This window comes from Kitasatospora sp. NBC_00240, from assembly GCF_026342405.1.
Classification (GTDB): Bacteria; Actinomycetota; Actinomycetes; order Streptomycetales; family Streptomycetaceae; genus Kitasatospora.
In genome coordinates this window covers 177,079-201,984 of record NZ_JAPEMU010000004.1, presented here as the reverse complement: position 1 = coordinate 201,984, position 24,906 = coordinate 177,079, and the positions used below count along the sequence as shown (strand labels likewise).

25 protein-coding genes are annotated in these 24,906 nt (G+C 74.0%); 13 read left to right on the top strand and 12 right to left on the bottom strand.

All coding sequences use genetic code 11. The features are described from left to right. Positions 1 to 147: 147 nt before the first annotated feature. The 4 genes from OG689_RS43935 to OG689_RS43920 all read right to left on the bottom strand — a co-directional run bounded on the left by OG689_RS43935 (position 148) and on the right by OG689_RS43920 (position 2,642). Positions 148 to 1,011 (bottom strand): hypothetical protein, encoded by an 864-nt coding sequence (locus OG689_RS43935; RefSeq protein WP_266316476.1) that lies wholly within the window; start codon positions 1,009 to 1,011, stop codon positions 148 to 150. Further along, complete coding sequence (locus OG689_RS43930) at positions 1,008 to 1,376, bottom strand: hypothetical protein (protein WP_266316474.1); 369 nt, start codon at positions 1,374 to 1,376, stop codon at positions 1,008 to 1,010. The genes OG689_RS43935 and OG689_RS43930 overlap by 4 nt, the downstream gene beginning before the upstream one ends. Before the next feature lie 128 nt (positions 1,377 to 1,504). Beyond that, positions 1,505 to 1,684, bottom strand: a complete 180-nt coding sequence (locus OG689_RS43925) for a hypothetical protein (protein ID WP_266316472.1) — start codon at positions 1,682 to 1,684, stop codon at positions 1,505 to 1,507. A gap of 319 nt (positions 1,685 to 2,003) precedes the next feature. Further along, complete coding sequence (locus OG689_RS43920) at positions 2,004 to 2,642, bottom strand: TMEM175 family protein (protein ID WP_266316471.1); 639 nt, start codon at positions 2,640 to 2,642, stop codon at positions 2,004 to 2,006. A gap of 398 nt (positions 2,643 to 3,040) precedes the next feature. Between OG689_RS43920 and OG689_RS43915 the strand changes: the two genes are divergently transcribed. Then, positions 3,041 to 3,838 carry a VOC family protein gene (locus OG689_RS43915; protein WP_266326760.1) on the top strand — a complete coding sequence of 266 codons (798 nt, stop codon included), beginning with the start codon at positions 3,041 to 3,043 and terminating at the stop codon, positions 3,836 to 3,838. Positions 3,839 to 3,949: 111 nt separating this feature from the next. On the opposite strand, the gene OG689_RS43910 is transcribed toward OG689_RS43915, so the two are convergent. Continuing rightward, a complete protein-coding gene (locus OG689_RS43910) occupies positions 3,950 to 4,546 on the bottom strand; it encodes a GNAT family N-acetyltransferase (protein ID WP_266316469.1) in 597 nt (198 codons plus the stop codon). 155 nt (positions 4,547 to 4,701) lie between these two features. Here OG689_RS43910 and OG689_RS43905 point away from each other — a divergent pair, with 155 nt between their 5' ends. Next, the gene (locus OG689_RS43905) at positions 4,702 to 5,085 is read left to right on the top strand and encodes a VOC family protein (protein ID WP_266316467.1); all 384 of its coding nucleotides are present in this window, start codon (positions 4,702 to 4,704) and stop codon (positions 5,083 to 5,085) included. Between the two features lie 85 nt (positions 5,086 to 5,170). On the opposite strand, the gene OG689_RS43900 is transcribed toward OG689_RS43905, so the two are convergent. Next, complete coding sequence (locus OG689_RS43900; protein ID WP_266316465.1) at positions 5,171 to 5,611, bottom strand: nuclear transport factor 2 family protein; 441 nt, start codon at positions 5,609 to 5,611, stop codon at positions 5,171 to 5,173. Between the two features lie 123 nt (positions 5,612 to 5,734). Between OG689_RS43900 and OG689_RS43895 the strand changes: the two genes are divergently transcribed. Continuing rightward, a complete protein-coding gene (locus tag OG689_RS43895) occupies positions 5,735 to 6,307 on the top strand; it encodes a TetR/AcrR family transcriptional regulator (protein WP_266316463.1) in 573 nt (190 codons plus the stop codon). Between the two features lie 632 nt (positions 6,308 to 6,939). Beyond that, positions 6,940 to 7,866, top strand: coding sequence for a quinone oxidoreductase (locus tag OG689_RS43890; RefSeq protein ID WP_266316461.1), 927 nt, complete (start codon positions 6,940 to 6,942; stop codon positions 7,864 to 7,866). A 45-nt stretch (positions 7,867 to 7,911) separates the two neighbouring features. On the opposite strand, the gene OG689_RS43885 is transcribed toward OG689_RS43890, so the two are convergent. From OG689_RS43885 to OG689_RS43870, 4 genes are all read right to left on the bottom strand, one after another. After that, entirely contained in the window at positions 7,912 to 8,322 is a 411-nt protein-coding gene (locus tag OG689_RS43885) for a GFA family protein (protein WP_266316459.1), read from the bottom strand. A 407-nt stretch (positions 8,323 to 8,729) separates the two neighbouring features. Continuing rightward, positions 8,730 to 9,650 carry an NADPH-dependent F420 reductase gene (locus OG689_RS43880; RefSeq protein ID WP_266326758.1) on the bottom strand — a complete coding sequence of 307 codons (921 nt, stop codon included), beginning with the start codon at positions 9,648 to 9,650 and terminating at the stop codon, positions 8,730 to 8,732. 122 nt (positions 9,651 to 9,772) lie between these two features. Next, a complete protein-coding gene (locus tag OG689_RS43875) occupies positions 9,773 to 10,957 on the bottom strand; it encodes an acyl-CoA dehydrogenase family protein (protein ID WP_266316457.1) in 1,185 nt (394 codons plus the stop codon). 409 nt (positions 10,958 to 11,366) lie between these two features. Beyond that, on the bottom strand, positions 11,367 to 12,305 hold the full coding sequence (locus OG689_RS43870) for an alpha/beta fold hydrolase (RefSeq protein WP_266316455.1): 939 nt from the start codon (positions 12,303 to 12,305) through the stop codon (positions 11,367 to 11,369). An 805-nt stretch (positions 12,306 to 13,110) separates the two neighbouring features. Between OG689_RS43870 and OG689_RS43865 the strand changes: the two genes are divergently transcribed. From OG689_RS43865 to OG689_RS43855, 3 genes are all read left to right on the top strand, one after another. Next, a complete protein-coding gene (locus OG689_RS43865) occupies positions 13,111 to 13,557 on the top strand; it encodes an SRPBCC domain-containing protein (RefSeq protein WP_266316453.1) in 447 nt (148 codons plus the stop codon). Then, entirely contained in the window at positions 13,554 to 13,907 is a 354-nt protein-coding gene (locus tag OG689_RS43860; protein WP_073925854.1) for a helix-turn-helix transcriptional regulator, read from the top strand. The genes OG689_RS43865 and OG689_RS43860 overlap by 4 nt, the downstream gene beginning before the upstream one ends. A gap of 572 nt (positions 13,908 to 14,479) precedes the next feature. Continuing rightward, complete coding sequence (locus tag OG689_RS43855; protein WP_266316449.1) at positions 14,480 to 15,898, top strand: MFS transporter; 1,419 nt, start codon at positions 14,480 to 14,482, stop codon at positions 15,896 to 15,898. Positions 15,899 to 16,592: 694 nt separating this feature from the next. Here OG689_RS43855 and OG689_RS43850 read toward each other — a convergent pair. After that, positions 16,593 to 16,796 (bottom strand): hypothetical protein, encoded by a 204-nt coding sequence (locus OG689_RS43850; protein ID WP_266316448.1) that lies wholly within the window; start codon positions 16,794 to 16,796, stop codon positions 16,593 to 16,595. A 418-nt stretch (positions 16,797 to 17,214) separates the two neighbouring features. Here OG689_RS43850 and OG689_RS43845 point away from each other — a divergent pair, with 418 nt between their 5' ends. The 3 genes from OG689_RS43845 (at position 17,215) to OG689_RS43835 (ending at position 19,365) form a co-directional block, all read left to right on the top strand. Next, the gene (locus OG689_RS43845; RefSeq protein WP_266316447.1) at positions 17,215 to 17,733 is read left to right on the top strand and encodes a MarR family transcriptional regulator; all 519 of its coding nucleotides are present in this window, start codon (positions 17,215 to 17,217) and stop codon (positions 17,731 to 17,733) included. Positions 17,734 to 17,897: 164 nt separating this feature from the next. Then, positions 17,898 to 18,362: a hypothetical protein gene (locus tag OG689_RS43840; RefSeq protein ID WP_266316445.1), complete on the top strand. Its 465-nt coding sequence runs from the start codon at positions 17,898 to 17,900 to the stop codon at positions 18,360 to 18,362. Between the two features lie 133 nt (positions 18,363 to 18,495). After that, positions 18,496 to 19,365: an SDR family oxidoreductase gene (locus OG689_RS43835; RefSeq protein WP_266316444.1), complete on the top strand. Its 870-nt coding sequence runs from the start codon at positions 18,496 to 18,498 to the stop codon at positions 19,363 to 19,365. A 76-nt stretch (positions 19,366 to 19,441) separates the two neighbouring features. On the opposite strand, the gene OG689_RS43830 is transcribed toward OG689_RS43835, so the two are convergent. Next, positions 19,442 to 21,259, bottom strand: coding sequence for a pentapeptide repeat-containing protein (locus OG689_RS43830; protein WP_266316443.1), 1,818 nt, complete (start codon positions 21,257 to 21,259; stop codon positions 19,442 to 19,444). A gap of 383 nt (positions 21,260 to 21,642) precedes the next feature. On the opposite strand from OG689_RS43830, the gene OG689_RS43825 reads away from it, so the two are divergent. The 3 genes from OG689_RS43825 to OG689_RS43815 all read left to right on the top strand — a co-directional run bounded on the left by OG689_RS43825 (position 21,643) and on the right by OG689_RS43815 (position 24,867). Continuing rightward, a complete protein-coding gene (locus OG689_RS43825) occupies positions 21,643 to 22,752 on the top strand; it encodes a vWA domain-containing protein (RefSeq protein WP_266316441.1) in 1,110 nt (369 codons plus the stop codon). Positions 22,753 to 23,286: 534 nt separating this feature from the next. After that, on the top strand, positions 23,287 to 23,790 hold the full coding sequence (locus tag OG689_RS43820) for a nuclear transport factor 2 family protein (RefSeq protein WP_266316439.1): 504 nt from the start codon (positions 23,287 to 23,289) through the stop codon (positions 23,788 to 23,790). Between the two features lie 408 nt (positions 23,791 to 24,198). Beyond that, positions 24,199 to 24,867: a DUF4097 family beta strand repeat-containing protein gene (locus OG689_RS43815; RefSeq protein WP_266316438.1), complete on the top strand. Its 669-nt coding sequence runs from the start codon at positions 24,199 to 24,201 to the stop codon at positions 24,865 to 24,867. Positions 24,868 to 24,906 lie beyond the last annotated feature (39 nt).

Here is a 24,906-nt window from a genome sequence, read left to right as displayed (position 1 = left end):
GCGCCGTCCGCCGCAGTCCCGGCGCCGTCCGGCGGCGGGTGGCGGCGGGCGGGGCTGGGCCGGCGGCGCGCTGACTCGCCGCCCGGTCCACCGCTACGCCCAGGTGCCGGCCGCCCGGCTCGCCGTGAGGGATCGGTCCGGTGCCCGCTAGCGGGTGCCGGGGAGGAGTTCGACGCGCAGGCCCCCGCCCTCCTGGAGGACGTAGACCGGATCGGTGTCGTGGCGCCAGCCGACCGGGAACAGGTAGTAGCGGCCGCCGCGGGTGATCAGCAGGCGCAGGCCGACGTAGCGGCAGCGGTAGAGGGTGTCGGACTCGGCCGCCAGGCACTGCTCGTGAAGTTCGGGGTGCGGGCTGAGCTTGAGGCTCTTGGAGCTGAACACCACCACGGCGGGGCGATCCTCGATACGCCGGGCGTCGGCCTCGGCGTCGCTGTGGCCGGTCAGCGCGGCGATCAGGGCGACCGCCCAGAGCAGGAAGACACCGGCGGCCAAAATGGGGACGGCGTGGCGGAACAGCCCGTGCGGCCTCCGCCCGCCGTTGGCCGCCCTGGTCTGTCCGAGCAGCAGACCGGCCGCGATGGTGACCGGGGCGACCCAGCCCCAGCCGTGGAGTTGCAGCGGCCGCCAGAACAGCAGCATGAGTACGCCGGCCAGTAGCACCAGCGCGTGGCAGCGGGCCGTCGCCGCGAAGGCTCCGACGTCGATGGTCGCCAAACGGCCGGGCAGTCGCCGCACCAGGTCCGGCACCTGCATGAGCAGCAGGCCGACCGCGAGCAGGGCGAGCAGCGGAACGGCCATCAGCCGCAGGCTCTGGACCACCAGTTCGGCGAAGGTGAAACCGATCGACAGCGACGAGAGGTGGAAGTAGCCGAAGTACGCGCTGTCGTAGAGCACGCCGGCGTAGAACATCAGCGCCGCGAGGAAGGAGGCCTGCGCGACCACCGACTTGATCAGGCCGACGGGCGTCGCCGAGTCGGTGTCCGCCGTCGGCCGGGTGGGGGCCTCGGTCACGTGCCGGGCGGTGGCGGCTCGCTGCTCTCCCCTACGCCCGGCTCGCTGCTCCCCCCGGTGCCGGGCTCGTCGCTCGGGTCGGGCGAGGGACAGGGCGGCTCGGTCCCGGTGGACGGGGAGGGGACGGGCGGGCAGCCCACCCCGACGGACGGGTTGCCGCCGCCCCCGGGATTGCCCGGGTTGGTCCTCACGTTGGGTGTCGGCAACTGCGAGAACTCGTTCGCCCCCGGTGCCGTCCCACCGCTGCCGCCACCGCCGTCCGTCGTACTGGTCGTTGTCGGTGGCTGGTCCGCCGTGCCGCAGCCGGTCAGTACCGCCGCCAGCATCAGGGCCACCCCGACCGCACCCCGTACCCGTGTCCGCATACGTGCCTCTCCGTCCGCCTCGCTCGACGCTACCGTTGTACACGAAGCGCCCTTGGCAGGCGCGCGTCGGATCCCCCGGGCGGGTCGGCCGAAGGCGTGGACCGGCAGCTCGCCGGGGAGGATCACGGTCACCGGCTCCTCGGCGGCGATCCGGGCGGGCAGCAGGCGCCCGGTGCGAGGTCGACCGGGCTTCCCTCGACGAACTCCGGGGCCGGGCGGTGCCGGCCCTCGGCCTCGAAGCCGGCCGGCAGCCGCGGTGAGGTGAACGCGACGTGCTCGTCGGCCCGGGCTTCCGTGCGGGCCGTCACCCGAAGCCGCGCGGACCGTCCCGGACCGCATCCGCGCCGCCGGGGCCCGCCCGGTGGAGGGTCGACGGCTACCCGTTGCTGCTGCTCACCACGACCGCCTTGCCGGCCGCGCTCGACCGGCACCTGGCCGAGGACCACCGGGCGGGCGACCGGCGGGCCGAGCAGTTCCCGACGGACCGCTTGCGCCCCGACCTGGTCGTCCCCGGCACCGGGCCGTGGGCCGAGGACGGATGGCGCAGGATTCGGGTGGGCGGGGCGGCCCCGCCGCACCGCCCGTACCCGCTCGCTGTCCTGACGGGCCGACCGGCGCGATCGCCGGTCAGCCGCCGGCCGACGGGTGCGGTCGGCTCCGGAACAGCCGCCCGGCGGCCTGCGGGAGCACGATCCACAGGACCCAGCCGTAGGGCGTCAGGAAGAACACCGGGACGGACAGCCCGAAGCCCAGCAGCATCCCGTACAGCACCGGCTCCCCGGCCGAGACCAGTTCGGCGGGGACCTCCGGGTCGCGCAGCCGGCGCGAGGTCATCCGGCGCTCCATGGCGATCACCGCTGCGAGCGCCAGGAACTGCAGCAGCGCGTAGAAGCCGAACCGCAGGCCCACGGTGTCGGTGTCGTCCCCCTCCGTGGTGAGGAGTTTGGTCGCGAACGGGTTGAGCACGATCGTCAGCAGCCAGCACGCGTTGAGCGTACGCAGCCTGGCGTCGGTGCGTTCGGTGTAGCGGAAGATCCGGTTGTGCTGGCCCCAGGCGCCGGCGATCACGGCGAAGCTGATCAGGAAGGCCAGGTAGTGGTCGAGGTTCTCGCGGACCGCGGTCCGCAACGCCGGGACCGTCGGACCCTCGGGTACCGGCAGTTCGAGGGCCAGCAGGGTGATGGCGATCGCCACCACGGCGTCGGAGAAGAAGATCATCCGGTCCGCGGCGCGCTCCTCGTATCTCCGCAGATTCCTCGCCCGCACCGCAGCCTCCTTCGTCGCTGCGGCCCATCCTCGCCGCCGGGCCGACCGTCGCGGGCGCTGCGACACACCATCGGCCCGGGCCGGCTCGCAGGCACCCGCGGCGCCCTCCGCCGCACCGCGGGGGCTCTTCCCCGCACCGCCGGGCAGGACGTCCGCCCGGCCACGGCGCTCGCCCGTTCGGCCGCCCCCGGCCCCGGTCGTGCGCGACCGGGAGAGCCGAACGCGGGTCTCCCACGGCCGTTCCCGCCCCGGCGGCTCCCGCCCGTGGTCGGGCCGCACCGGCCGCACCGGGGCCAGAATCAGCCAGATGGCCCGATTCGGCCCGCGCTGGTCGGGTATGGAGGCAACCGCCCGTCCCTCATCGGTAAGCGATCGCCTCGGAGGCATCCGTGCCCGACATGAACGGCCCCTACAAGCCCGGTACCCCCTGTTGGATCGACCTGATGGTCCCCGACCAGCAGGCCGCCCTCGACTTCTACCGCGATCTGTTCGGCTGGCAGGGGGAGATCGGCCCGCCGGAGACCGGCGGCTACTCGGTCTGCACCCTCAAGGGCAAGCCGGTGGCCGGGATCATGCGCGCCTCCAACCCCGACGGCTCCACCCCCGACCCGATGCCGCCGACGGTGTGGACCACCTACCTGTCCACCGACGGCCTCGACGCCACCGCCAAGACGGTCACCGACGCCGGCGGCACCGTCATGATGGGCCCGATGGACGTCATGGACCTCGGACGGATGGCGGTCGTCGCCGACCCGACCGGCGCCGTCGTCGGCCTCTGGCAGCCGGGGACCTTCGACGGCGCGGGCATCGTCAACGAGCACGGCGCGCTGACCTGGAACGAGCTGAACACCGGCGACACCGACGCCGCCGCCACGTTCTACACGGCCGTGCTGCCGATCACCACGGCCCCGACACAGATGCCGGGCGCCGAGGGGTACACGGAGTTCAAGGTCGCCGACCGCGCGGTCGCCGGGATGATGAACCTCTCCGCCCTGCCGCCCGGGGTGCCGCCGCACTGGCTGTCGTACTTCAGCGTCGACGACGTCGACAGCGTCCAGGACGCCGCCGTCCGGGCCGGCGGCAGCGTCATGGCCCCGGCGTTCGACATGCCGGCCGGGCGGATGGCGGTCCTCGCCGACCCCCAGGGCGGCACCTTCGCGGTGATCACCGCCGCCGGACCGGCGCAGCCCTCCTGACCACCGACGGCCCGCCGCCCCGACCACCGGCCGGGGCGGCGGGCCGTCCCACCGCCGCGTACGGCCGTTCCGGGCCGTCGCGCCGCGTGCCGGGTCGTGCGCGCCACGCGGTCAGTGCCCGGGAGGGCGCGGGCCGGCCGCCGGGCGGGTGAGTCGGTGGAGCACGTGCCGGCGCAGGGGGTGCCCGGCCGGCAGTCGCGGATGGTCGAAGTCCTCGCCCGGGTCGTGCGTCATGCCCAGGCGCTCCATGACGGCACGCGAGCGCAGGTTGCCGACCGCGGTGAAGGAGACGATCTCCGCCAGGTCCAGCGCCTCGAAGCCGAAGCCGACGGCCGCGGTGGCCGCCTCGGTGGCGTACCCGTGCCCCCAGGCCGGCCTGGCGAGCCGCCAGCCGACCTCCACCGCCGGGGTGAAGGCCGCCTCGAACGTCGTCCGCGACAGGCCGGTGAAGCCGATGAAGGCGCCGGTGGAGGCCAGTTCCACCGCCCACCACCCCCAGCCTTCCCGCCGGAGCGCGGCGGCGGCCCGGTCGGCCAGGGCATCACTGGCCGCCCGGTCCAGGGGCGCCGGAAGGTGCGCCATGACCTCGGGGTCGGCGTTCAGTTCGGCGAACGGCTGCGCGTCGGCGGGCCGCCAGGCCCGCAGCACCAGGCGGGAGGTGCGCAGCTCCACCGGCCGCGGGAACTTCACCGGCCGCGGGAACTTCATCGGACCTCCCGAGCGGCAGACGGCACCCTTCCACCGTAGCGAGCCGACGCCGGCCCCGTCGCACGTCCGGCCGGCTCCGGTGTCGAGATCCGGGGCCCGGCCGGGCGGCGGACGACCCGTCAGCCGCCTCCGGGGGCTTGCGTACACTGGCGGGCATGGCATGCCGCATCAGTGAGCTGGTCATCGACTGCGTCGACGCCGAGCGGCTCGCCGCGTTCTGGAGCGAGGTCCTCGGGTACCGGGAACTCGGCCGGGAGGACGACGGGAGCATCGAGATCGGGCCGCCCGACGCCGGGTTCGGCGGCCCGCAGCCCACCCTGGTCCTCAGCCCCGGCGGCGACCCGCGCACCGGCAAGCTCCGGCTGCACATCGACGTCAGCGCCACCGACCGGGACCAGGACGCGGAGTTGGAGCGGCTGCTCGCCCTCGGTGCGCGGCCCGTCGACGTCGGGCAGAGCGGCACCGAGAGCTGGCACGTCCTGGCCGACCCGGAGGGCAACGAATTCTGCCTTCTGCGGGCCCGGGTCCGGCCCCTCTGAGCGCCCGCGGCGGCCCGGGCACGCCGCCGACCCGGCCCCCGGCTCCCGGCTCCCGCAGCCGGTCCCCGGGGCCCCTTATTTCGCGCTACTCGCCCTCCAGTGCCGCCACCAGCTGCGGCAGGTTGCCGCCGGCCGTCGCGAGGGCCAGGTGGTCGTGGTAGTCCCGGCTGTGGACGATCAGGCCGTCGCGCACCCGCAGCACCTGGATGTTTGCGGCCTCGAAGGCCCGCCCGCTCTCCCGGTGGTGCACCTGGTAGTCCCACTCGGCGACGACCACCTCCGGGTCGTCGGTCTCCCGGACCACCACGTTCCTCGCGGTCAGATCCAGCGGCGAGTGCGCGGCGACCTCCGCGAACCGCGCCCGCAGCACGGCCCGCCCCTCCAGCCGGCGCGGCCCCACCGGCTGGAAGACGGTCTCCACCACCGCGTCCTCGGCATAGAGTTCGGCCAGTTCGGCGAACCGTCCCGCGGTGATGCCCGCGAGCAGCTCCAGGAAGACCTCGCGCGACGACAGCGTTTCGGACATGATCAACCTCCGGCAGGATCGTCACCAGAACCGGACTGGCGACTCCGGTAAGAACGATACGGACCGGCGAATCCGGTTGTCCAGGGCGGCCCTCCGGCCGCCGACCGTGAAGGGAAGACAGGCATGACCGGCGACCGACAACGCCCGCTGCGCGCGGACGCGGCCCGCAACCGGGCCAGACTGCTGGACATCGCCACCCAGGAGTTCACCACCCGGGGCGTCGCCGTCACCACCGAGGAGATCGCCCGGGCCGCCGGGGTCGGGGTCGGCACGCTCTTCCGGCACTTCCCGACCAAAGAGGCCCTGCTGGAGGCGGTGATGGTGAGCAGGCTGGAGACACTGGCGGCCCGCACCACACGGCTGGCCGCCGAATCCCGGCCCGCCGACGCCTTCTTCGACTGCTTCCGCCTGGTGGTCGAACAGTCCGCGGGCAAGGACGAGTTCACCCGGGCACTCGCCGCGGCCGGCATGGACGCGCACTCCGCCCTGCGGGAGTCGAGCACGGTGATCAAGGAACAGCTGACCGAACTGCTGGCCGGGGCACAACGGGCCGCAGCGGTCCGCCCCGACCTGGGCCTGCCCGAACTGATCGCCCTGCTGACCGGCACGACCAAGGCGATGGAACAGCTCGCAGCGGACCCGGCGGCCCGGGAGCGGATCCTCGAGGTCGTCCTCGACGGGCTGCGCCCCCGCTGACCGGTCGTCCCGTCCCATCCTCCCGAAGGCGGGTTCCGCGCCGGGCGCCCCCGCACACGCCGGGATGCCGGTGCCGGCACCCGGGGCGGCGCCGGCGCCTCGCGTACGGCGCCTGAGCGTACGGCGCCTGAGCGTACGGCGCCTGAGCGTACGGCGCCTGAGCGTACGGCGCCTGAGCGTACGGCGCCTGAGCGTACGGCGCCTGAGCGTACGGCGCCTGAGCGTACGGCGCCTGAGCGTACGGCGCCTGAGCGTACGGCGCCTGAGCGTACGGCGCCTGAGCGTACGGCGCCTGAGCGTACGGCGCCTGAGCGTACGGCGCCTGAGCGCCCGGCGCCTGAGCGCCCGTCACCGAAGCGCCCGCTGTCCGCGCCCGCCGTCCGTCCCGCCGTCCGTGCCCGCCGGCGGGCGCGCGGGGCACATCCGTGGGAGCGGTGGGGCTTGTCTGGTGGAAGCGCCGGACGGGGTGAGGGATCCGATTTCCCGCACGAAGGCGTAACACCGGGACGGTGGGGGGCAATTCGGAAGAAGTGATGGTCCGGGGCGCTGCATACATTCGAGTCACGACCTTCGGAGGGAAAAAGAAGATGCGTGCTGTTGTGGTGAACGGGACCGGCGGTCCTGGGGCTTTGGTGTCGACAGACCGGGACGTCCCGACTCCCGGCCCGGGCGAGGTACTGATCGACGTGGCGGCGATCGGCGTGAATTACCACGATCTCTACGAGCGGAGCGGACTTTATCCACGACCCGTTCCGTTCGTGCCCGGACTGGAGTGTGCGGGAGTGGTGGCCGCCCTGGGCGCCGGTGTCGACGGCGTCGCGGTGGGGGACCTGGTCGTCACGATGGAGGTGTCGGCACCGGGCGCCTACGCGCAGCACGTCGTGGCACCCGCCGAACGCGTCGTGGCGGTGCCCGCCGGACTGAGCGCCGAGCAGGCCGCCGGGGTGTTCCTGCAGGGCCTCGCCGTCCACTACCTGACCCGGGACAGCCACCCGGTGCGCGCGGGCGAGACGGCCCTGGTGCACGCCGCCGCCGGCGGCGTGGGCCTCCTGCTGACCCAGGTGCTGCGACTGCTGGGCGCCCGCGTGATCGGCACGGTCTCCAACGCGGCCAAGGAGGAGGCGGTCCGCAAGGCGGGCGCGCAGGAGGTCATCCGCTACACCGAGGTCGACTTCGTCGCGGAGGTGGCCCGGCTGACCCAGGGCCGCGGCGTGGACGTGGTCTACGACGGTGTCGGGGTCGCCACCTTCGACGGCAGCGTGGCGTCCCTGCGCATCGGCGGCACCCTGGCACTCTACGGACAGCCCAGCGGCGTGGTCCCCCCGCTGGACATGGGGCCGGGCGCGCGGGGCTCGATCCGGCTGATCCGCCCCACCCTGCCCGACTTCATCACCACCCGCGAGGAACTGCTCACCCGCGCCCAGGAGGTGTTCTCCTGGGTGCACACGGACGGCGTGACCGTCCCGATCGGCGCCACCTACCCGCTGGCGCAGGCCGCCACCGCGCACGCCGACCTCGAGGAGCGCCGCTCGATCGGCAAGCTGCTGCTGATCCCCTGACCGGGCACCGCCCCCGTCGGCTGCGCCCCCGCCGCGGCGCCCGGCTCAGGGGGTGGGGGCGGGGTCCTTGTGCGGCACCTGGGGGAGCCAGCTGACGGCGTCGTCGCGAAAGTGCTGGTTCTCCGGCACGAGGGCGTGCCGGTCGAGGCTCATCAGGGTGACGAAGACCGCGTCCGAGCCGTCGTCCAGTGCGCACAGCCGGCTTCCGCAGGTGGGGCAGAACCCGCGTCCGGCACCGGGGAACTCCGCGTACCAGGTGGGTTCGCCGCCCTCGCCGTCCCAGCTGAAGCCCTTCAGGGGGAACCCCACCCAGGTCATCATCGGGCCGCCGGAGAGCTTCTTGCAGTGGTCGCAGCTGCACACATGGGGGTAGAAGGGCGCGCCGGTGGCGGTGAACCTGATCCCCCCGCAGAGGCAGCCGCCGGTGTGGGTCTGCTGCTGGTCGGTGTCGCTCATCGGTGTGTCCCCCCGGGACCTGGCTCGGTTGTGTGCCCAGCAATATGTCATGCGCCCGGCGGGCGCACCACCGCGGCACGCGGACCGCGGGAGCGCCGCACGGAGCGGGACGGGTCCGCGCCGTGGCCCGCGGCCGGGGCCGGCGGACGTCCGGGCCGGGTGGACCAACCACCCTGCCCGGTACGGTCCTTCGGTCCCGGCCGGCCGGGACCCGGCGGCCGGGGTGCTGCGGGACGGGGAACGGGCGCGGCGCGGCCTTGGACAGGTGCGGGTGCGCCGCGTTCACCCGTTCGTGGCCCGCCGCCCCGCTGCCCCGCCGCCGCCCCGCCGGTGCGCCGCGCACCCACCCTGACGGGGAGGTCGGTGTCGGTGCGCGGTGGTGCGCGGTGGTGCGTGGTGGTGCGGGGTCAGAAGGTGCGTTCGGCGACCCGCACGCGCTTGACGTCCAGCAGGGCGGTGCGCAGCGAGGCGATCGGGAAGGGCGCGCCGGGGGCCTCGAAGCGGTCCTCGAAGGCGGTGTTCTGGTCGGCCATGTAGAGCCAGGTGTAGGCGGTGGTCTCGGGCTCGAAGCGCCAGCTGTCGGCGAGCGGGCCGGTGTCGAGGGTGTCGAAGCCGATCCGGTCGACGAGGGCCGCGGCGGCGGTGTTGGCCGCGGCGTGGTCGCCGGCGATGGGCAGGGCGGTGCGATCGGGGGCGCCGCTGGGGCGGGCGAGCTGGGTGATGTGGTGGGCGAGGATGTTGCCGAACGCCTTCACCAGGTGCGCGCCCTCCAGGTGCTGCTGCACCAGTTCGCTGGTGGTCAGCTTCTCGGAGTCCAGCTCGGGGATCCGGCCGTCGCGGATCGGGTAGTAGTTGCTGGTGTCGAGCACGGTGTGGCCGCGCAGCGGCGCGGCCGGGACGCTGCGGTAGGCGAGGATCGGCACGGCCAGCACGATGAGGTCGGCGTCCTGGGCGATCTGCTCGACGGTGCCGGCGCCGGCCAGCGGGCCGAGCTCGCTGACGAGCGCGGTGAGGGTCTCGGGGCCGCGGGAGTTGGCGATCGCGACCTTGACGTCCGCGGCGACCGCGAGCCTCGCGATGGCCGTACCCATGCTTCCGCTGCCGATGATTCCAAGGGTGGGCATGTCTCGGTTCCTTTTCGTGGGTTGGGACTTGTGGTCATTGGGGTGCCGGCGGGCGGCCCGTCGTGCGGGCGGCCGTGCGGGCGGCCGGGACGACGGATCGGGGCGACGCCCGCCGGCCGCCGGCCGCCGGCCGGCGGCCGGGGCCGGGGCAGGCGGGGCCGGGGCGGCCGGGGGCGCGGTCCGGCGGTGGCGGTGGCCGGGCACCGCCACCGCCCCGGCCACCGTCGAAAGCCGGCCACCGCCCCCGGCCCGGGTCCCGAACTCCGGTCACCGGCACCGGAATTACGAGGTGCGGTGCCCGGACGCCGGGCCCGGCCGGCCGGTGCTCAGATGTAGTAGGTGTTGGGCTCCAGCCCGCACAGGACGCGGCCGTAGGTCTCGGCGTTGACGTCGGGGTTCATCATGGCGTGCAGGTTGAAGGTCTGGAGGTCGCCGACCATGCGCTGCAACGGGACCTTGGTGTAGGCGGAGGAGCCGCCGCTGGAGCCGGCCAGGATCTGCGCGGCCTCCAGGGTGAGGCGGGCGGCTGCGCCCTCGTCGGCGCGGCTGCGGGCGCGTTCGGTCATCTCCCAGCTGTCGCCGGAGGCGCACTTGGCGTCGACGAGGGCGGCCAGGCGCTGGGCGTGGAACTGGGCCTCGTCGATCTTCATGGCGGCTTCGGCGACCCGCAGGTGGGTGACCGGGGCCTCGCTCTGGCTGGGGTACTCGGTGTAGGCGATCTTGCGTCCGGGCAGCCGCTCGAAGAAGGCGTCCTGGACGGCGTGGGCCAGGCCGACCGCGACGCCGACGGTGGTGGCGGCGCCGACCACGATGAACGGGGCGCGGTACATCGGGGTGTCGGCGTTGAGCTTGGAGACGGACTGGCCGCCGAGGACGGCGGGCGCGGGCAGGACGCGCTCCTGGGGGATGAACACGTCCTTGGCGGTGGTGGTGACGCTGCCGGTGCCGCGCAGGCCGCTGGTGTGCCAGTCGTCGACGATCTCCAGCTCCGCCATCGGGACGGGCGCCATCACGGGGTAGGGCTGCCCGGCCGGGTCGAGGAAGATCGCCGCGCTCTGCTGCCACTGGCTGCTCAGGGCGCCGCTGATGAACGGCCAGGAGCCGTTGACCAGGATGCCGCCGGGGACGGGGACGGCCGTCGCGGTGCCCGGTCCGATGGTGGCGCAGACCCGCACGTCGGGGTCGGCGAACACCTCGTCCTGGACCTCGTCGGGGAACAGGCCCAGGCCCCAGCCGGCGATCAGGGAGCTGGCCAGCACCCAGCCGGCGGACCCGTCGGCGCGGGCGACCTCGGTGACCACGTCGACCATGGTCCGCGCGTCGGCCTCGTACCCGCCGTAGCGCAGCGGGATCCGCATCCGGAACAGGCCGGCCCCGCTCAGGGCCTCGACCGTCTCCTCGTGCAGCCGGCGGTTCTCCGCCGACCACGCGGCGTGGGAGCGCAGCACGGGCGCTGTCTCCGACACCCGCCGCAGCAGGTCGTCCCGGGACGGGACGGCGAAAGTGGACATGCCTTCTCCTTGGCTGGATCTACTGGATTTAGCCGGAACAACTGGATCTGTCGGAATCCGCTGATCACGCCCCCCGCCACCGCGCCGGCACCCGGGCCGCGCCGCCCGGGCACCGGGGGCGCCCGCCCGCCGCCCGGTGCGGCCGCCCGGCCGGGAGCGGACGCGGGCATGCCGCGTCGGCGGCCGCTCGTGGCCGGGGTCGGTACGGGGTCGGTACGGGGTGTTCGGGCGGGCGCGGGCGGGCGCGGTGCGCGCTCCGGTGCGGGGCGTCCGGTCCGGGGTGTCCCGCACCGCGCCGCCGCGGTCGTGCCGTTGCCGGCTGCCGGTGGCCGTTGCCGTCACCGCCGTTGCCGCCGGTGGCGGTGGGCGGGTCGGTCCGGTGCGAGGGGCCGGGGCGGGGACGGGCGGGTCAGGCGAAGAACGTGTTGAACTCGTCGATCACGGCCTGCGGGGCCTCTTCGACGAAGTAGTGGCCCGCGTCGGGGACCACGACGACCCGCACGTCGCCGGCCTGGGTGGGCAGGGTGGCCTGCATCTGGGCGGCGAAGAGGCCGTCGGCGAGGTTGGAGACCAGGCCGAGCACCGGGGCGGCGATCTTGCCGTAGGTGCCGAGGTCCACGATGTCCTGGCCGAACGTCTGGTACCAGCCGTTGCCGCCGCGGATCCCGTCCGCGGTGTCGTAGGCGCGGGTGTAGACGGCGCGGGCCTGCTCGTCGACGGCGCCGCGGTCCAGCAGGAACCCGTCGAAGACCCAGTCCACCAGGTGGCGGGCGCGTCCGGCGAGCAGTTGCTCGGGCAGGCCGGCGACCGAGTTGAAGGCGAACCACCACGGGTGGAAGGGCATGCCCGGCGCCGGGAGCATCGGGATCTGGTAGAGCGAGGCGTCGGGGTGCAGCACGTCCAGCAGCGCGACCTTGCGGACGGCCTGCGGGTGGTTGGCCGCGAAGCTGAAGGCGACCTGCGAGCCCACGTCGTGGCCGGCGATGTCGACCTGGTCGTAGCCCAGGGCGCGGATGAACCCGTGGACGACGCCGGCCATCGTCTTCTTGTCGTATCCGCCGGCGGGCTTGTCCGAGCCGCCCATGCCGGGCAGGTCCAGCACGATCACCCGGCGGCCGGCCTCGGCGAGCGCGGGCATCACCTTGCGGAACTCCCACCAGGTCTGCGGCCAGCCGGGCAGCAGCACCAGCGGCCTGCCCTCCCCGCCGGCGACGTAGTGCAGGCGCAGGCCCTCCACGGTGATGTGGTCGCTGCGGAAGTTCCCGGCCAGCGACTGCGCGAGCTCGGCGTCGGTGGGGACGGCCGCGCCCGTTGCCGGCGTGCCCTCCTCGGGCGTGTTCGTGGTCACTGTTCCCATTCCTCTTTCCTGGCGGCCGGGACATGTCTGCCGAGCCGTGCTCCGATTCGGTGCCCCGGGGATCTGTCCCGGGACGGCCGCGGGTGAACCGCCTTGTCACACCGTGACCATGAGCCATCATCAGTGGCTCTGACGTCCGGCCACCTCTTCCATCGTGCTCTCCTTTTCTGCCTCCGCCGCGTGTACCGGCGCCGTCCGGCCCGCACCGGAGGGGGGCAATCCGGAGGTAGTCGCCGGGCCCGCCGCGGCCCGCATACTCGCCGTGTGCCGGGTCGGGACCGGTGCCGGGCGGGCCGGGGTGGGCCCCGCGCGGCGGCCGTCCGGCCCGGCACAACACGCCCGCCGTACAGGGACGTTCGGGGGTCCGGGCGTCCGGGATCCGGTCCGGGATCGGGTCCGGGATCCGTCCGTCGGGGCGACGGTGCGGGCGCCGGAGGCGGCCGGGGCGGGCCGGGCGGGCGGGAGGGGGCGGGGCGCGCCGTAGGGCGGACGGGCCCCGCCCCCTCCCGCCCCGCTTCGTGCTGCCCGCGCCGCTGCCCGGCTTCGGGCGGTCGGGCGGGAGGCAGGGGCGCGGGGCGGGGCACGTAACAGGGGCGGAGGGTGCCGGACAGGGCTGCGTGAGGGCGGTGGCGGCGGCGGGGGACGGCGCCCGGAGCGGGGGCCCGGAGCGGGGGCCCGGAGCGGGGGCCCGGGGCTGGGGTTTCACCCGATCGGGGTGCAACTCTTTGGTTGCGGATGGAGGAGGGACGTGCAACCATAAGGGTGCATTCAATGGCCGTAGCGAAGGAGTCCCCTTATGAGCGCGGAACTGATCGAACGCGAAACCCTCATCGAGGCCCCCCTGGAGCGGGTCTGGTCGCTGGTGGCCCAGCCGGGCTTCTGGGTGGCCGACGAGGCGAGCCTGGCCGGCACCGTCGCCAAGGAGGGCGAGTCGATGGTGGCGAAGAACGCCGAGTACGGCTCGTTCCCGGTGCGGGTGGAGAAGGTCCAGCCGCCGACGTACGTGGCCTACCGCTGGGCCAGCGCGTTCCCCGGCGAGGAGCTGAGCGAGAACAACAGCACCCTGGTGGAGTTCACGCTGATCCCCGAGGGCGGCCACACCCGCCTGCGCGTCGTCGAGAGCGGCTTCGGGCAGCTGGCCGCCTCCGAGGAGGTGCGCGAGAAGGCGCTGAACGACAACGCCGGCGGCTGGCCGCAGGTGCTGGGTGCCTTCAAGAAGCGCGTCGAGGAAACGTCCGTGTGACGGAGGAACGCCCCGGCTCCGTCGCGGCGGTCGACAGCGTCCTCGCGGCGCTGGCCGATCCGACACGACGTCAGCTGCTCGACCTGCTCGCCGCCCAGGGCCAGGTCACCGCGACGACGCTGGCCGAACGGCTGCCCGTCTCGCGCCAGGCGGTGGTCAAGCACCTCGCCGTCCTGGACGCGGCCGGACTGGTCGCCGGCAACCGGGTCGGACGCGAGGTGCGGTACGCGGTGCGGCCCGCGGCGCTGGACACCACGGCGCGGTGGATGTCCGCGCTGGCCGCCGACTGGGACCACCGGCTGGCGGACGTCAAACGCGTCGCCGAGGCGGCCGAACGCGACTCCCGGTAGAGCCCGGCCGAAGGTTCCCGCCGTGACACGCGGCGGGAACCGGCCCGGCCGGGACACCCCGGGCCCGCCGCCCGCGGCGGCCCGCCCGTCCGGCTCCACCCGGCAGCCGTACCGGCCAACTCCCCTGCAAGACCGCCGTATTGCGCAGATGCACGGCCGGTGACCCGGCCGCCGGTCCGCCGGAGGCACGGCCGCCGGAAGCAAAGCCACCGTACGCAGAGCAGTTTGACGCACCGCCACCGGACGGACGAGCGTTCCGGCCCCCGGGGCCCCGGCACCCCGGGCACCCGGTCCTCCAGCTGTCCGGGCACCCACCCCGGCCCCCAGGACCCGCCCGCCCCACGCAACCGTTCCGTCCCGTCCGTCCCCCCGCCCCGCCCCCGTACCGCCCGTACCGCCCGTACCGCCCGTACCGCCCGTCACGCACCGCGGGCCGCCGCGGCCGCCGTCCCGCTGTCGGCGCGGCCCGGACGGTGTCCGCGGGCACCCGCAGGAGCGACGCCGCAGGGCGGCCCGCCCGGCCGGCGCGCCGGTCACCGGCGGCACCGGAGCCTTGAAGAAGGGAACGTCCCATGACCACCGACACCGCCCCGACCCCACGCATCACCAGCAGGGAACGGTTAATCCTCTTCCTCCTGCTCGGCGCCGGGTTCATGCTGTCCGTCGACTTCTCCATCCTCAACGTCGCACTGCCGAAGGTCGGCGAGGGTGTCGGACTGGGACTGACCGGACTGCCCTGGATCGCCTCCGCGTTCGCGCTGCCCGCGGCCGGCTTCACCCTGCTCTTCGGCCGCCTGGGAGACCTGTTCGGGCGCCGCAGGATGTTCCTGTCCGGGGCGGCCCTGCTGATCGGGGCCTCCTTCCTCGGCGGGTTCGCCTCCAACCCCCAGATGCTGCTGACCGCCCGCGTCCTGCAGGGCTTCGCCACCGCGATGGCCACCCCCGCCTCGCTCGCCCTGCTCACCAGCACCTTCGCCGAGGGCCCGGTCCGCGACCGCATCCTCGGCCTCAACGGCGCGCTGCTCTCCGCGGGCTTCACCGTCGGCGCACTGGTCGGCGGCTCCCTGGTCAGCCTGTTCAGCTGGCGGGCCGCGTTCTTCATCAACATCCCCGTCGCCCTGGTCATCCTGGTGGTCACCCCCTACGTGATCGGCGAGAGCACCCTGCCCGAGCGGGTCAAGCTCGACGTGCCGGGCGCGGTCACCGCCAGCGGCGGCCTGCTGGCCGTGGTCTACGCCGTCATCGAGGGCAGCATCCCCGCCGCCGTCGTCGGCGTCCTGCTGCTGGGCGCGTTCTGGGCCATCGAGCTCCGCTCGCCCGCACCCCTCGCCCCGGTGCGCATCCTCAAGCGCCCCACCGTCAAGTGGGGCAACTACGCCGGGCTGGTGGTCTTCAGCATGGAGACCGCCATGATCTTCCTGATGACGCTCTACCTGCAGAACGTGCTGCACTTCTCCCCGCTGGTCACCGGCCTCATCTTCGGCGTCCCGGGCCTGGCGGCCGTGGGCGCCGGCGTGGTCGCCGGACGCTCCATCGGGCGCTACGGCAGCCGCAAGGTCCTGGCCGTCGGCATGACCGTGCAGGGCCTGGCCACCCTCCCGCTGGTCTTCGTCGGCGACGCCCGGATCGCGCTCGCCGTCCTGATCCCCGCGCTGTTCATCGGCTTCTTCGGCCACGTCACCTCCATCGTGGCGTACACGGTCACCGGCACCTCCGGCCTGCCCAACGAGGAGCAGGGCCTGGCCACCGGCCTGACCTCGATGACCCAGCAGGTGGCCATCACCGTCGGTATCCCGATCCTCAGCTCGATCGCCGCCACCCGGAGCGCCGAACTGACCGGCATCCACCTCGCCCTGAGCGTCAACGTCGCGGTGACCCTGGTCAGCGTGGCCCTGATCTGGTTCGGCCTGCGCCCGCGCCCCGAGCCCGAGGCGGCCTTCGTGGTGGTGCCCGACGAGACCGGCGGGGAACTGGCCACCTCGCTGGACTGAACCCGCCGCGCAGCCGGCCGTCGGCAGTTCCGGCAGCCGCGCCCGCACACGTGACACCCCGTACGTCCCGACCGACACCGGTCCGGACGTCCGGGGTGTCGCCGTTCGCCGGGCCGGCGCAAGGGAGCCGGCGAACGGCCGGGCGCAGGGGGCGGGCGTCCGGCGGGGCCGGTCGTGAGTGCCGGCCGGGACCGCGGGAGGGGGGCGCCCGGGTCCCGGCCGTGGGAGGCTCCGGCCGCACGGGGGAGAGCGGCCGGGCTGCTCGGCAGCCCGTCCGGTGGGGATGGTGGGGCTGCCGTGCCGGGAATGCTAGACCCGCACGAGCCCGCCGAAAAGGCTTGTGACCAGGCAATATTCGGGCGCGGACATGCCATTTTCGGTCGTGGACGCCGGGGCGGGCAGTGGTCTGCGCCCATGTTCGAGTACCACGGCTGGATCAACGTCCGGGAGAGCGCCGGCGCCGACGACGACCATGGCGACGGCCTTGCCGTGAGGGGGACGGTCGCGACGCCCGCAGCCGACGTGTCACCTCCGGCCGGTCGGACTCGCCCGGCGAACCGTCAGGATCATCTGCCGGAGGGTACTCGGCCGGCGTTCCGGCCGCCGGTGAGGCCGTCGGCGGCGGTGGCCGCTCGCGCCGGTGCCGCGGCGCGAGGGGAGCGCCGCGGTACCGGCGGTGTTCGGGGGTTTGTCCTCAGAGCAGGACGAGGACGTCGATCTGTCCGTCGGGTCGGGTGGTGATGGTCGCCTCGCCCGGTCCCTGGGCGGGGTCGAGGTTGAGGTAGTTGGCTGCGGCGTCCGCGTCCGGCTGGATGACGTGGCGCCAGGTCTTCGTCGCCGCGGCCTCCCTGGCCATCGACTTCTTGGTCTCCGCGGCGGTCGCGCTGACCTGGGTCATGGTTCGCTCCTTCGAATGGTGGGTCGGCAGTGCCGCCCCGGCCGGGCGGCAGCTGGAAACTACCATCAGTAGTGGGTCGCACACCGACAGGCACGACATAGGTTCGTCTTCGAACGGTGCTTGCGGTTCCGCGGTCGTTCGGGTCGGGAGTCATGGTGGCCGCACCGCCGGCCCGTTGCCGTGGCCGACGTGCGCCCCATGGCTCGACCCCGGGCCCCGGGCCCCGGGCCCCGGGCCCCGGGCCCCGGGCCGCTTCGCCCGCGCGCTCCCGCCCCGCTTCGGCCGGTCCGGCCCCTCGGTCGCCCGCGTCGCCCTCGGTCGCCCGCGTCGCCCGCGTCGCCGGCGGAATCGGCCGGCGTCCGGCGGCGCCGGCCCGGGTGTCTTGACAGCCCCAGTGATTAGCCGCCATATTAGTTATATGACGAGGGACGGGGTCGACGGCGAGACGCCCACGCTGGACCAGGCCGCGCGGCAGCTGCGGCACTACGGCCTGGAGGCCGATCCGCAGGCGGTGCTGGTCGCGGTGCGACTGATCGCCGCGGGTGCGCGGGTCGGGCGGGCGACCGAGGTCCACTTCGCCAGGTACGGGCTGTCGACGGGGCGCTACCGCCTGCTCGCCGACCTGGAGGACCACGGCGGGGAGAAGTCCCCCTCGCAACTGGCGGCCGACCTCGGCGTCTCCAGGGCCACGGTCACCGGCCTCCTGGACGGCCTCGAACGCGAGGGCCTGATCGCCAGGCGCCCGTCCGCCGAGGACGGGCGGGGCACGGTGGCGGTCCTGACCGCGCGCGGTGCGCAGCGCCTGCGCGACATGGCGCCCGAGCACTTCGGGCGGCTGGAGGCGATGGTGGGCGGGCTCACCGTCCAGGAGCGCACGGTGTTCCTGGACCTGCTCGCCCGCGTCGTGCGCGGCAGCGCGGCCCTGACCGCCGACTGACCCGGCCGCAGGCCGGTCCCGGCTCCCGTCCTACGGGTGGGGGCCTTTTTCGCGACGTAATAATTAGCCTCCTAATTATATGCGGGACGGCCTCCACGACCGCCCCGCCGAACCCTTCCGCCCTTTCCGCCCCGCCGGAACACGAACGAGAAGAAGAGGCCAGCATGCCCGCAACGAAGGACAGGACCCGCCCGAGCCGGGCGGCCTCCCGGCCGTTCACGCTGTGGCGCGAGGTACTGACCGCCTACGCCGCCCCCGCACTGACCGCCGGCACCGCAGGAGCCCTCACCGGCCAACCGGACCTGACCCTGGCGGCCGCCACCTCCATCGCCGGCACCTCGGCCGTGGTGGCGCTCCTGGTCGGCACCTGGCTGCGCCGCGGCGGCCGCCCACGACCCTGGACCACGGCCCTGCCACGCCTCGTCCTGACCGCGCTGCTCGTCGTCGCCACCGCCGGCACTGCGGCCGCGGCCGGATGGTTCGCCGCCCAGTGGCTGCCCGCCCACACCCCGCTCGCCACCGCCCTCTGGCTGCAACGCCTGCGCATCGACCTGCCCGTCTCCGCCGCCCTCGCCACCGCCGTCATCACCCTGCGCTGGCGCAGCACCCTCGCCGCACCCCGGACATAGCCCACCCGGCATCCCGCCCACCCCCGGACACAGCCCCCCGGCACCGCACCCACCGGGCCACCGGCGCCGGACCCGACCGAACCCACCCGGCAGCACCCGCCGCCGGGGCGAACACAGCCGACGAGGACACACCATGATCGTTGTCATCGGAGCGACCGGCACCACCGGAACCGCCCTGCTCCACAGCCTCCGCACACTCGACGCCCCCGTACGCGCCCTCACCCGCACCCCCCACCGGCCGCTCCCCGCCGCCGCCGGCGGCGCACACCTGCGGCCCGTCCAGGTCGAGTACGCCGACGCCACCGACCCCGACTCCCTGCGCACCGCCTTCCAGGGCGCCGACCAGCTCTTCCTCGCCATGGCCAACAGCCCCGACCAGGTCGAACTCGAAACCCGCGTCATCGACGTCGCCGCCCGCACCGGGATCGGACACATCGTCAAGATCTCCGCACCCGCCGCCGAACCCCACTCACCCGTCGCCGTCTCCCGCGGACACCACACCGTCGAGGAACACCTGCGCGCCTCAGGACTCGCCCACACCGTCCTGCGCCCCTACGCGTTCATGCAGAACCTGCTGCGCCTGGCGCCCACCGTCGCCCAGGGCCTCGTCGTCGGCGCGATGAGGGACGCGCCCTGCAACTACGTCGACTGCCGCGACATCGGCGACGTCGCCGCCGCCGCGCTCACCAGGGCCGACGTCATGGGCGGCAGCTACACACTCACCGGGCCGGAGGCCGTCGCCCACCCCGACCTCGCCGCCCGGCTGACCGCCCTGACCGGCCGCCCGATCCGGTACGTCGACCTCACCCCCGACGACCTGCGCGACAACCTCGTCCGTCAGGCCCGGATGCCCGCCTGGCTCGCCGCCCACGTGGCGGAGATCCAGCAACTCGCCGTCGCCCGGCCCGAAACCCCCACCAGCACCGTCGCCGACATCCTCGGCCGCCCGCCCCGCACCCTCGACGCCTTCCTCGACGAACACCGCGACCACTTCCGCCCGTAGACCCGACCCCGGCACACCGACCCCGGGCACACCGTCCCGGGCACACCGTCCCGGGCACACCGGCGGTCCGGGGCGGTCAGCGTTTGACGCGGCTCCGGACGGCCAGGGCGGCCAGACCGAGAAGGACCGGCTCGCCGATCCGGGAGGCCATCTCGACGACGGCACCGGGCAAGGTGAGGTTCTGCCCGCCGGAGCGGAACACCACCGAGTTCACCACCACCAGGGCCGCCCTCCCCACCCTGGCTCCGGTCACCCGCCGCTCCCAGGGGAGGGTCAGCACCGGCTCCGGGGTCCTGGTCGTCAACCGGACACTGCCGGCCGCGTAGGTACCGGTGCTCCGCGGGTCGGGGGTGTCGTCGGGCAGCCCGAACAGCACCAGCAGCAGCAGGCTGGCGGCCATCGCCGCCAGCAGCCAGGCCAGTGCCCGCGACGCCCGCAGCCCGTAGCCGGACACCAGCCAGTACGCCCCGAGCAGCCGGCGCTCGGCCCGCGGGCGCCGGCGGTCGAGGCGGCGCATCTCCATCTCGCCGTAGTAGAAGTCCGCGGCGTCCGGCTCGTTGCCCGCCTCCTCGAACGCCCGGCGCACCTGCTGGTACACCCCGGCCAGATCCTCCGGACCCGGCCCGCGCCCCGGCGTCCCGTGATGCGGCCCGGCCGGCCACCCCCGGGCCCCGGCCCCGCCCGCGGCGGCCCGCCAGTGCTGCTCCTCGGCGAGCACCTTGCGCCGGGACCAGCGGGCCGGGCGCACACCACGGCGGTGCCAGCCGGCCGGCGGCCCGGCGAAGCGGCAGCCGAAGCCGATCCGGACCTGGTCGAGGTGGAAGGCACCGACGAGCCGGCAGCGGCTCAGGTCGACGTCGGTGAGTACCAGATGGGCCGCGTCCACCCCCTCCAGGGAGGCGAGGCGCACGGCGGGCGGGGCGCCGCCGGCGGCGAGCAGGCCCTCGTCGAGCTCGCCACCGCGCTGGTCGGTGAACGGCACCGGCCAGCCCTGCAGCGCCACCGGCGCCGACAGCGTCGCCCGGCTCAGGTCCAGCGTCGCGTACCGCAGGCGCAGCACCGCCGAACCCTCGAACGCCGTCCGTTCGCAGACGACGACGGCGGCACCCGCCTCGATCGTGACCTGCGCGCCGGTGAACCGGGCACCGCCGAAATCGATCAGGCCCGCGCAGGTCAAGGGCCCGAGGTGCTGCAGCCCCTCGAACACGGCCGCGTCGAAGTGCGCGTCGCCGGTGAAGGAGGCCGAGTTGAACCTCGCCTCGCCCCCGAAGGCGGCCGCCTCGAAGCTGGTGTGACCGGTGAAGGAGGCCGAGTTGAACCGGACGCCGCTGGTGAACGTGGCGGAGCCGAACCTGGCGCCGCCGGCGAACGCCGCCGCGTTGAACCGGGCGCCCTGGGCGAAGGCGGCCGCCTCGAACCAGACATGGCGGGTGAAGGCGGCCGAGTCGAAACTGGCGTGCCCGGCGAAGGAGGCGCCGTTGAACCGGGCCTCGCCGGCGAAGACCGCCGAGTCGAAACTGGTGAGGCCGGCGAACGTGGCGCCGTTGAACCGGGCCTCGCCGGCGAAGGCCACCGCGACGAACTCGGCGTCGCCGGTGAAGAGGGCCTCGGTGAAGTCGGCCCGACCGAAGCACGCCCGTCCGGAGGCGCCGTCCGTGCAGGCGCCGCGCAGGGCGGTCAGCAGGTCCTCGTCGACGGTGGTGCCGCGCAGGTCGAGGTCACCGCCGGCGGTGAGCGCGGCCAGGACGGCGGCGCGCCGCGCGGGCGGAAGGTGCTTCAGGCAGCGCCCGCCGTCCGCCACCTGAACGCCCCGGCAGCCCACCGGGTCGGCGGCGGAGGCCCCTTCCGCGCAGTGGGGCCAGGCAGGGGCGGCAGCGGCGGGTTCGGCGGTCATGACGACGTTCTAACGGCCGCCGGCCGGCGCGGGGGAGAGATCGGCAGACTGTGACAGATCCCGGAACAACACACCGCGCACCACGTACGGCGCACCACGTACGGCGCACCGCTCGTCGCGCACCGCGGACTCGGCCTTGCGCGGGCACATCCCCGGCGCATCACCCACCGATTCCCCTGAAAGCAGCTCAAGGAACGGAATATCGCCGGGACTTCCCCCTCCGGCAATCTCTCGGAGCGTATCCCCCCTTTTACGGCGCGAGTGGCCGGACGCCGTGGAACACCAGGTCAAGGGCACTGTCAGTGCCTCGTCATAGAGTGGGAACAACGCTGGAGGGGACGCCGGAAAGGCGTCGAAAACGGCGTTGGAAAAGGGGCGGAACCATGACTGCGAACAGGATCGACCACAAGGTGAACCACGTCTCCCTCGTGGTCGACAGGTCCGGCTCGATGCGTCAGCACGAGGCGCAGCTCGTCCGCGTGGTCGACGAGTTCGTGAAGGGCCTTCAGGAGGAGTCCGACCGGCTCGGCCACGAGACCCGTATCAGCCTCTACGCCTTCGACCACGAGGTGCAGAACCTCGTCTGGGACATGGACGTCAAGCACCTGCCGTCCCTGAAGGGCCTCTACAAGGTCGACAACGGTGCGACGGCACTGATCGAGGCGGCCGTGAAGTCCATCGACGACCTGAAGAACATCTGGGAGGGGTACGGGGAGCACTCCTTCCTCCAGGTCGTCGTCACCGACGGCGCGGAGAACGCCTCCGGCTGCTCGGAGACCGGCAAGATGCACGTCCGGATGGCCGCCGGCAAGGGCACCGCCGTCCTGCGCACCTGGATGGACCGCATCCACGGAGCCCTGGACAACCTCCCCGACCACTGGACCTCGGCCATCCTGGTCCCGAACTCCCTGGCCAAGCGCACCGCCCAGGAGTACGGCTTCCCCGCGGGCAACATCGCGATCTGGGACGCGGACTCCAGCAAGGGCGTCGAGGAGGCCATCGGCACCGTCAAGACGGCCGCCACGAGCTTCCTGCGGGGCCGCGAGAAGGGCGTGCGCGGCACCAGGAACCTCTTCTCCATGGGCCAGGACCTCAGCACCGCCGAGGTGAAGGCCAACCTCGACGCGATGGAGACCGGCAAGTACATCCTGGTCCCCGTCGACGAGCAGACACCGATCCGCGACTTCGTCACCGGCGCCGGGCACCGGTACAGGACCGGCTGCGCCTTCTACGAGCTGTCCAAGCGCGAGAAGATCCAGGGCAGCAAGCAGCTCGCCGTGGCCGAGAAGGACCCGGCCACCGGCCGGATGACCGGCAGGGTGTTCTCCGGCCCGGCGGCCCGCCAGCTCCTCGGCCTGCCGGCGTCGGAGGCCACGGTGAAGCCGGGTGACAACCCGTCGTACACCGTGTTCGTCCAATCGACCTCCGTCAACCGGAAGTTGGTGCCGGGCACCAAGCTGCTGGTCCTCCTCCAGCCCCAACGTCGCAGGTGAGCGGCAGGCGTTGACGGAGCGTCCCTTCCGGGCCCGGCCGTCGGTGGCCTCGGCGCGTCCGGCGGCCACGGCGGGCCTGGGGGAGGGGCCGGGCACCGACGGTGGGCCCGGCGGCCTTCCGGCCGTGTCGGCGCCGCGTCGGCGCCCGGCCTGCCCGGTGAAGTGCGGTGGCAGCAGGAGCAGTACGGCCCCCGCGGCGGTCGCGCGGCGGTCGCGCGGCGGTCGCGCGGCGGTCGCGCGCCGGCCCGCGAAGGCGCCGGACAGGTGGAGGCAGGCGGACAGGTGCGGACAGAGGTGGACAGTTCCCGTTGCCGCCGGAGCTGGAGAGTGGACACCGGTCGGGACGAGTCTGTGCGCCATGAACGATGCACGCACGCAGGCAGGGGCGGCAGGCAGGTCGCCCCACCGGTCGGGGCCGGCGGGCCGCCGGGGCCCGCCGGCCGGGCGCACCCGCACCCGCACCTGCGGCCCCGCACTCGCGGACCCGCACCTGTGAACCCACCGACCGCCGCGCACCTTCGAGGAGCCACCACGATGTCCCGCCTGCCCCGCGCCATGACCACGCTGATCGCCGCCGCAGCCCTGTCCGCCGTGCCCGCCACCACCGCCTACGCCGCGCAGGACGCCCATCGGCGCCCGCCGCGGACCGTCGCCGACTGGGCCTGCGCCTGGAACGGCACCGACCCCCGGGCGCTCGGCGCCCTGTTCACCGTCGACGGCGTCTACACCGACCTGGGCGTGGGGGTCACCTTCCACGGCCGCCAGGAGATCTCGGGGTGGAAGGCCCGCGCGGACAGCCTCATCGACAACGTCCACGTCATCGTGCGCACCGCCCGCCGCGACGGCTGGCGCATCACCGTGGAGGCCTTCTACGCCGGCCACCTCAAGGGCGCGCCCAAGTCCTTCGCCGTGCCGATGACCACCCTGCTCGACGTCGACGGCCACGGTCGGATCTCCTCCGACCAGGACCACTACAGCCTCGCCACCGTCCTCGCCCAGTCCGGCCTGCCCGCCGACTGGACCCCGCCCACCCACTGAACCGGCAGTCGGCCCGCGCGCCGACGCTCCCGGTCGTGCCCGCGCCACCTCGCTCGCCCCGGATGCCGGGCCTCGTGCTTCACGAGGCCCGGCATCTCACTGCGTGCGTCTGCCGTCGGCCGTGTCGCCCACGTCCGCGGCGAGCTCGGGGAGCAGCGTCCGGCGGCCCGCGCGACCAGGGCGTCACCGGGCGCCCCGGCATAGCGTTCACCTCCAATCAATGCAACGGATGCGAGGTCTGTCGTTGCGTTGAATTCAGAGTCGTTGCAACGAAATAGCTGCTCTGGCCTGTGCTGATGATGATAGTTCGCAATGAAGTTGTTGCGTGATCCTTGAACGCAACGTAGCTTTTCCCTCATCGGAAACAGCGGGCCGACGGAGCGCCCGCCACCGACGAAGGAGACAGCGATGCTGAAGTTCGACACCCCCACCCCGATCACCACCGTCCTCGACATCCCCGCCGGGCGGATCCGGTTCATCGCCGCCGACCGGGCGGACAGCACGGTGGAGGTCCTGCCGGCGGACGCCGCCAAGGGCCGGGACGTGAAGGCGGCGGAGCGAATCACCGTCGAGTACGCCGACGGCGTGCTGCGGATCGGGGCCGCGCCGGCGAAGAACCGGATCCTCGGCAACTCCGGGTCGGTGGAGGTGACCGTCCAGCTGCCGGCCGGCTCCCGGGTCGAGGCCAAGGCCGCCGCCGCCGAACTGCGGGGCGTGGGGCGCCTCGGCGAGGTCACCTTCGAGGGCGCGCAGGGCACCGTCAAGCTCGACGAGACCGCCGGCGCCCACCTCACCCTCCAGGCCGGCGACATCACCGTCGGCCGCCTCGGCGGCCCCGCGCGGATCAGCACCCAGCAGGGCGACCTGAACATCACCGAAGCCACCCGCGGCACCCTCACCCTGCACACCCTGGCCGGCGACATCACGGTCGGCGCCGCCCGCACCACCTCCGCGGCCCTCGACGCCGGCACCACCCTCGGCCGCATCCGCAACACCCTCAGGAACACCGAAGGCACCCCCGACCTGACCATCCGGGCCACCACCACCCACGGCGACATCACCGCCCACAGCCACTGAGCAGCAGCACCGCCGTCACGACCCGCCACCGCGACCGCA

Excerpts from the sequence above, each read along its gene's own strand:
- OG689_RS43930 (WP_266316474.1), bottom strand. The coding sequence starts at position 1,376 with ATGCGGACACGGGTACGGGGTGCGGTCGGGGTGGCCCTGATGCTGGCG.
- OG689_RS43915 (WP_266326760.1), top strand. The coding sequence starts at position 3,041 with ATGAACGGCCCCTACAAGCCCGGTACCCCCTGTTGGATCGACCTGATG.
- OG689_RS43910 (WP_266316469.1), bottom strand. The coding sequence starts at position 4,546 with ATGAAGTTCCCGCGGCCGGTGAAGTTCCCGCGGCCGGTGGAGCTGCGC.
- OG689_RS43905 (WP_266316467.1), top strand. The coding sequence starts at position 4,702 with ATGGCATGCCGCATCAGTGAGCTGGTCATCGACTGCGTCGACGCCGAG.
- OG689_RS43900 (WP_266316465.1), bottom strand. The coding sequence starts at position 5,611 with ATGTCCGAAACGCTGTCGTCGCGCGAGGTCTTCCTGGAGCTGCTCGCG.
- OG689_RS43895 (WP_266316463.1), top strand. The coding sequence starts at position 5,735 with ATGACCGGCGACCGACAACGCCCGCTGCGCGCGGACGCGGCCCGCAAC.
- OG689_RS43885 (WP_266316459.1), bottom strand. The coding sequence starts at position 8,322 with ATGAGCGACACCGACCAGCAGCAGACCCACACCGGCGGCTGCCTCTGC.
- OG689_RS43875 (WP_266316457.1), bottom strand. The coding sequence starts at position 10,957 with ATGTCCACTTTCGCCGTCCCGTCCCGGGACGACCTGCTGCGGCGGGTG.
- OG689_RS43865 (WP_266316453.1), top strand. The coding sequence starts at position 13,111 with ATGAGCGCGGAACTGATCGAACGCGAAACCCTCATCGAGGCCCCCCTG.
- OG689_RS43855 (WP_266316449.1), top strand. The coding sequence starts at position 14,480 with ATGACCACCGACACCGCCCCGACCCCACGCATCACCAGCAGGGAACGG.
- OG689_RS43850 (WP_266316448.1), bottom strand. The coding sequence starts at position 16,796 with ATGACCCAGGTCAGCGCGACCGCCGCGGAGACCAAGAAGTCGATGGCC.
- OG689_RS43845 (WP_266316447.1), top strand. The coding sequence starts at position 17,215 with ATGACGAGGGACGGGGTCGACGGCGAGACGCCCACGCTGGACCAGGCC.
- OG689_RS43840 (WP_266316445.1), top strand. The coding sequence starts at position 17,898 with ATGCCCGCAACGAAGGACAGGACCCGCCCGAGCCGGGCGGCCTCCCGG.
- OG689_RS43835 (WP_266316444.1), top strand. The coding sequence starts at position 18,496 with ATGATCGTTGTCATCGGAGCGACCGGCACCACCGGAACCGCCCTGCTC.
- OG689_RS43830 (WP_266316443.1), bottom strand. The coding sequence starts at position 21,259 with ATGACCGCCGAACCCGCCGCTGCCGCCCCTGCCTGGCCCCACTGCGCG.
- OG689_RS43825 (WP_266316441.1), top strand. The coding sequence starts at position 21,643 with ATGACTGCGAACAGGATCGACCACAAGGTGAACCACGTCTCCCTCGTG.
- OG689_RS43820 (WP_266316439.1), top strand. The coding sequence starts at position 23,287 with ATGTCCCGCCTGCCCCGCGCCATGACCACGCTGATCGCCGCCGCAGCC.
- OG689_RS43815 (WP_266316438.1), top strand. The coding sequence starts at position 24,199 with ATGCTGAAGTTCGACACCCCCACCCCGATCACCACCGTCCTCGACATC.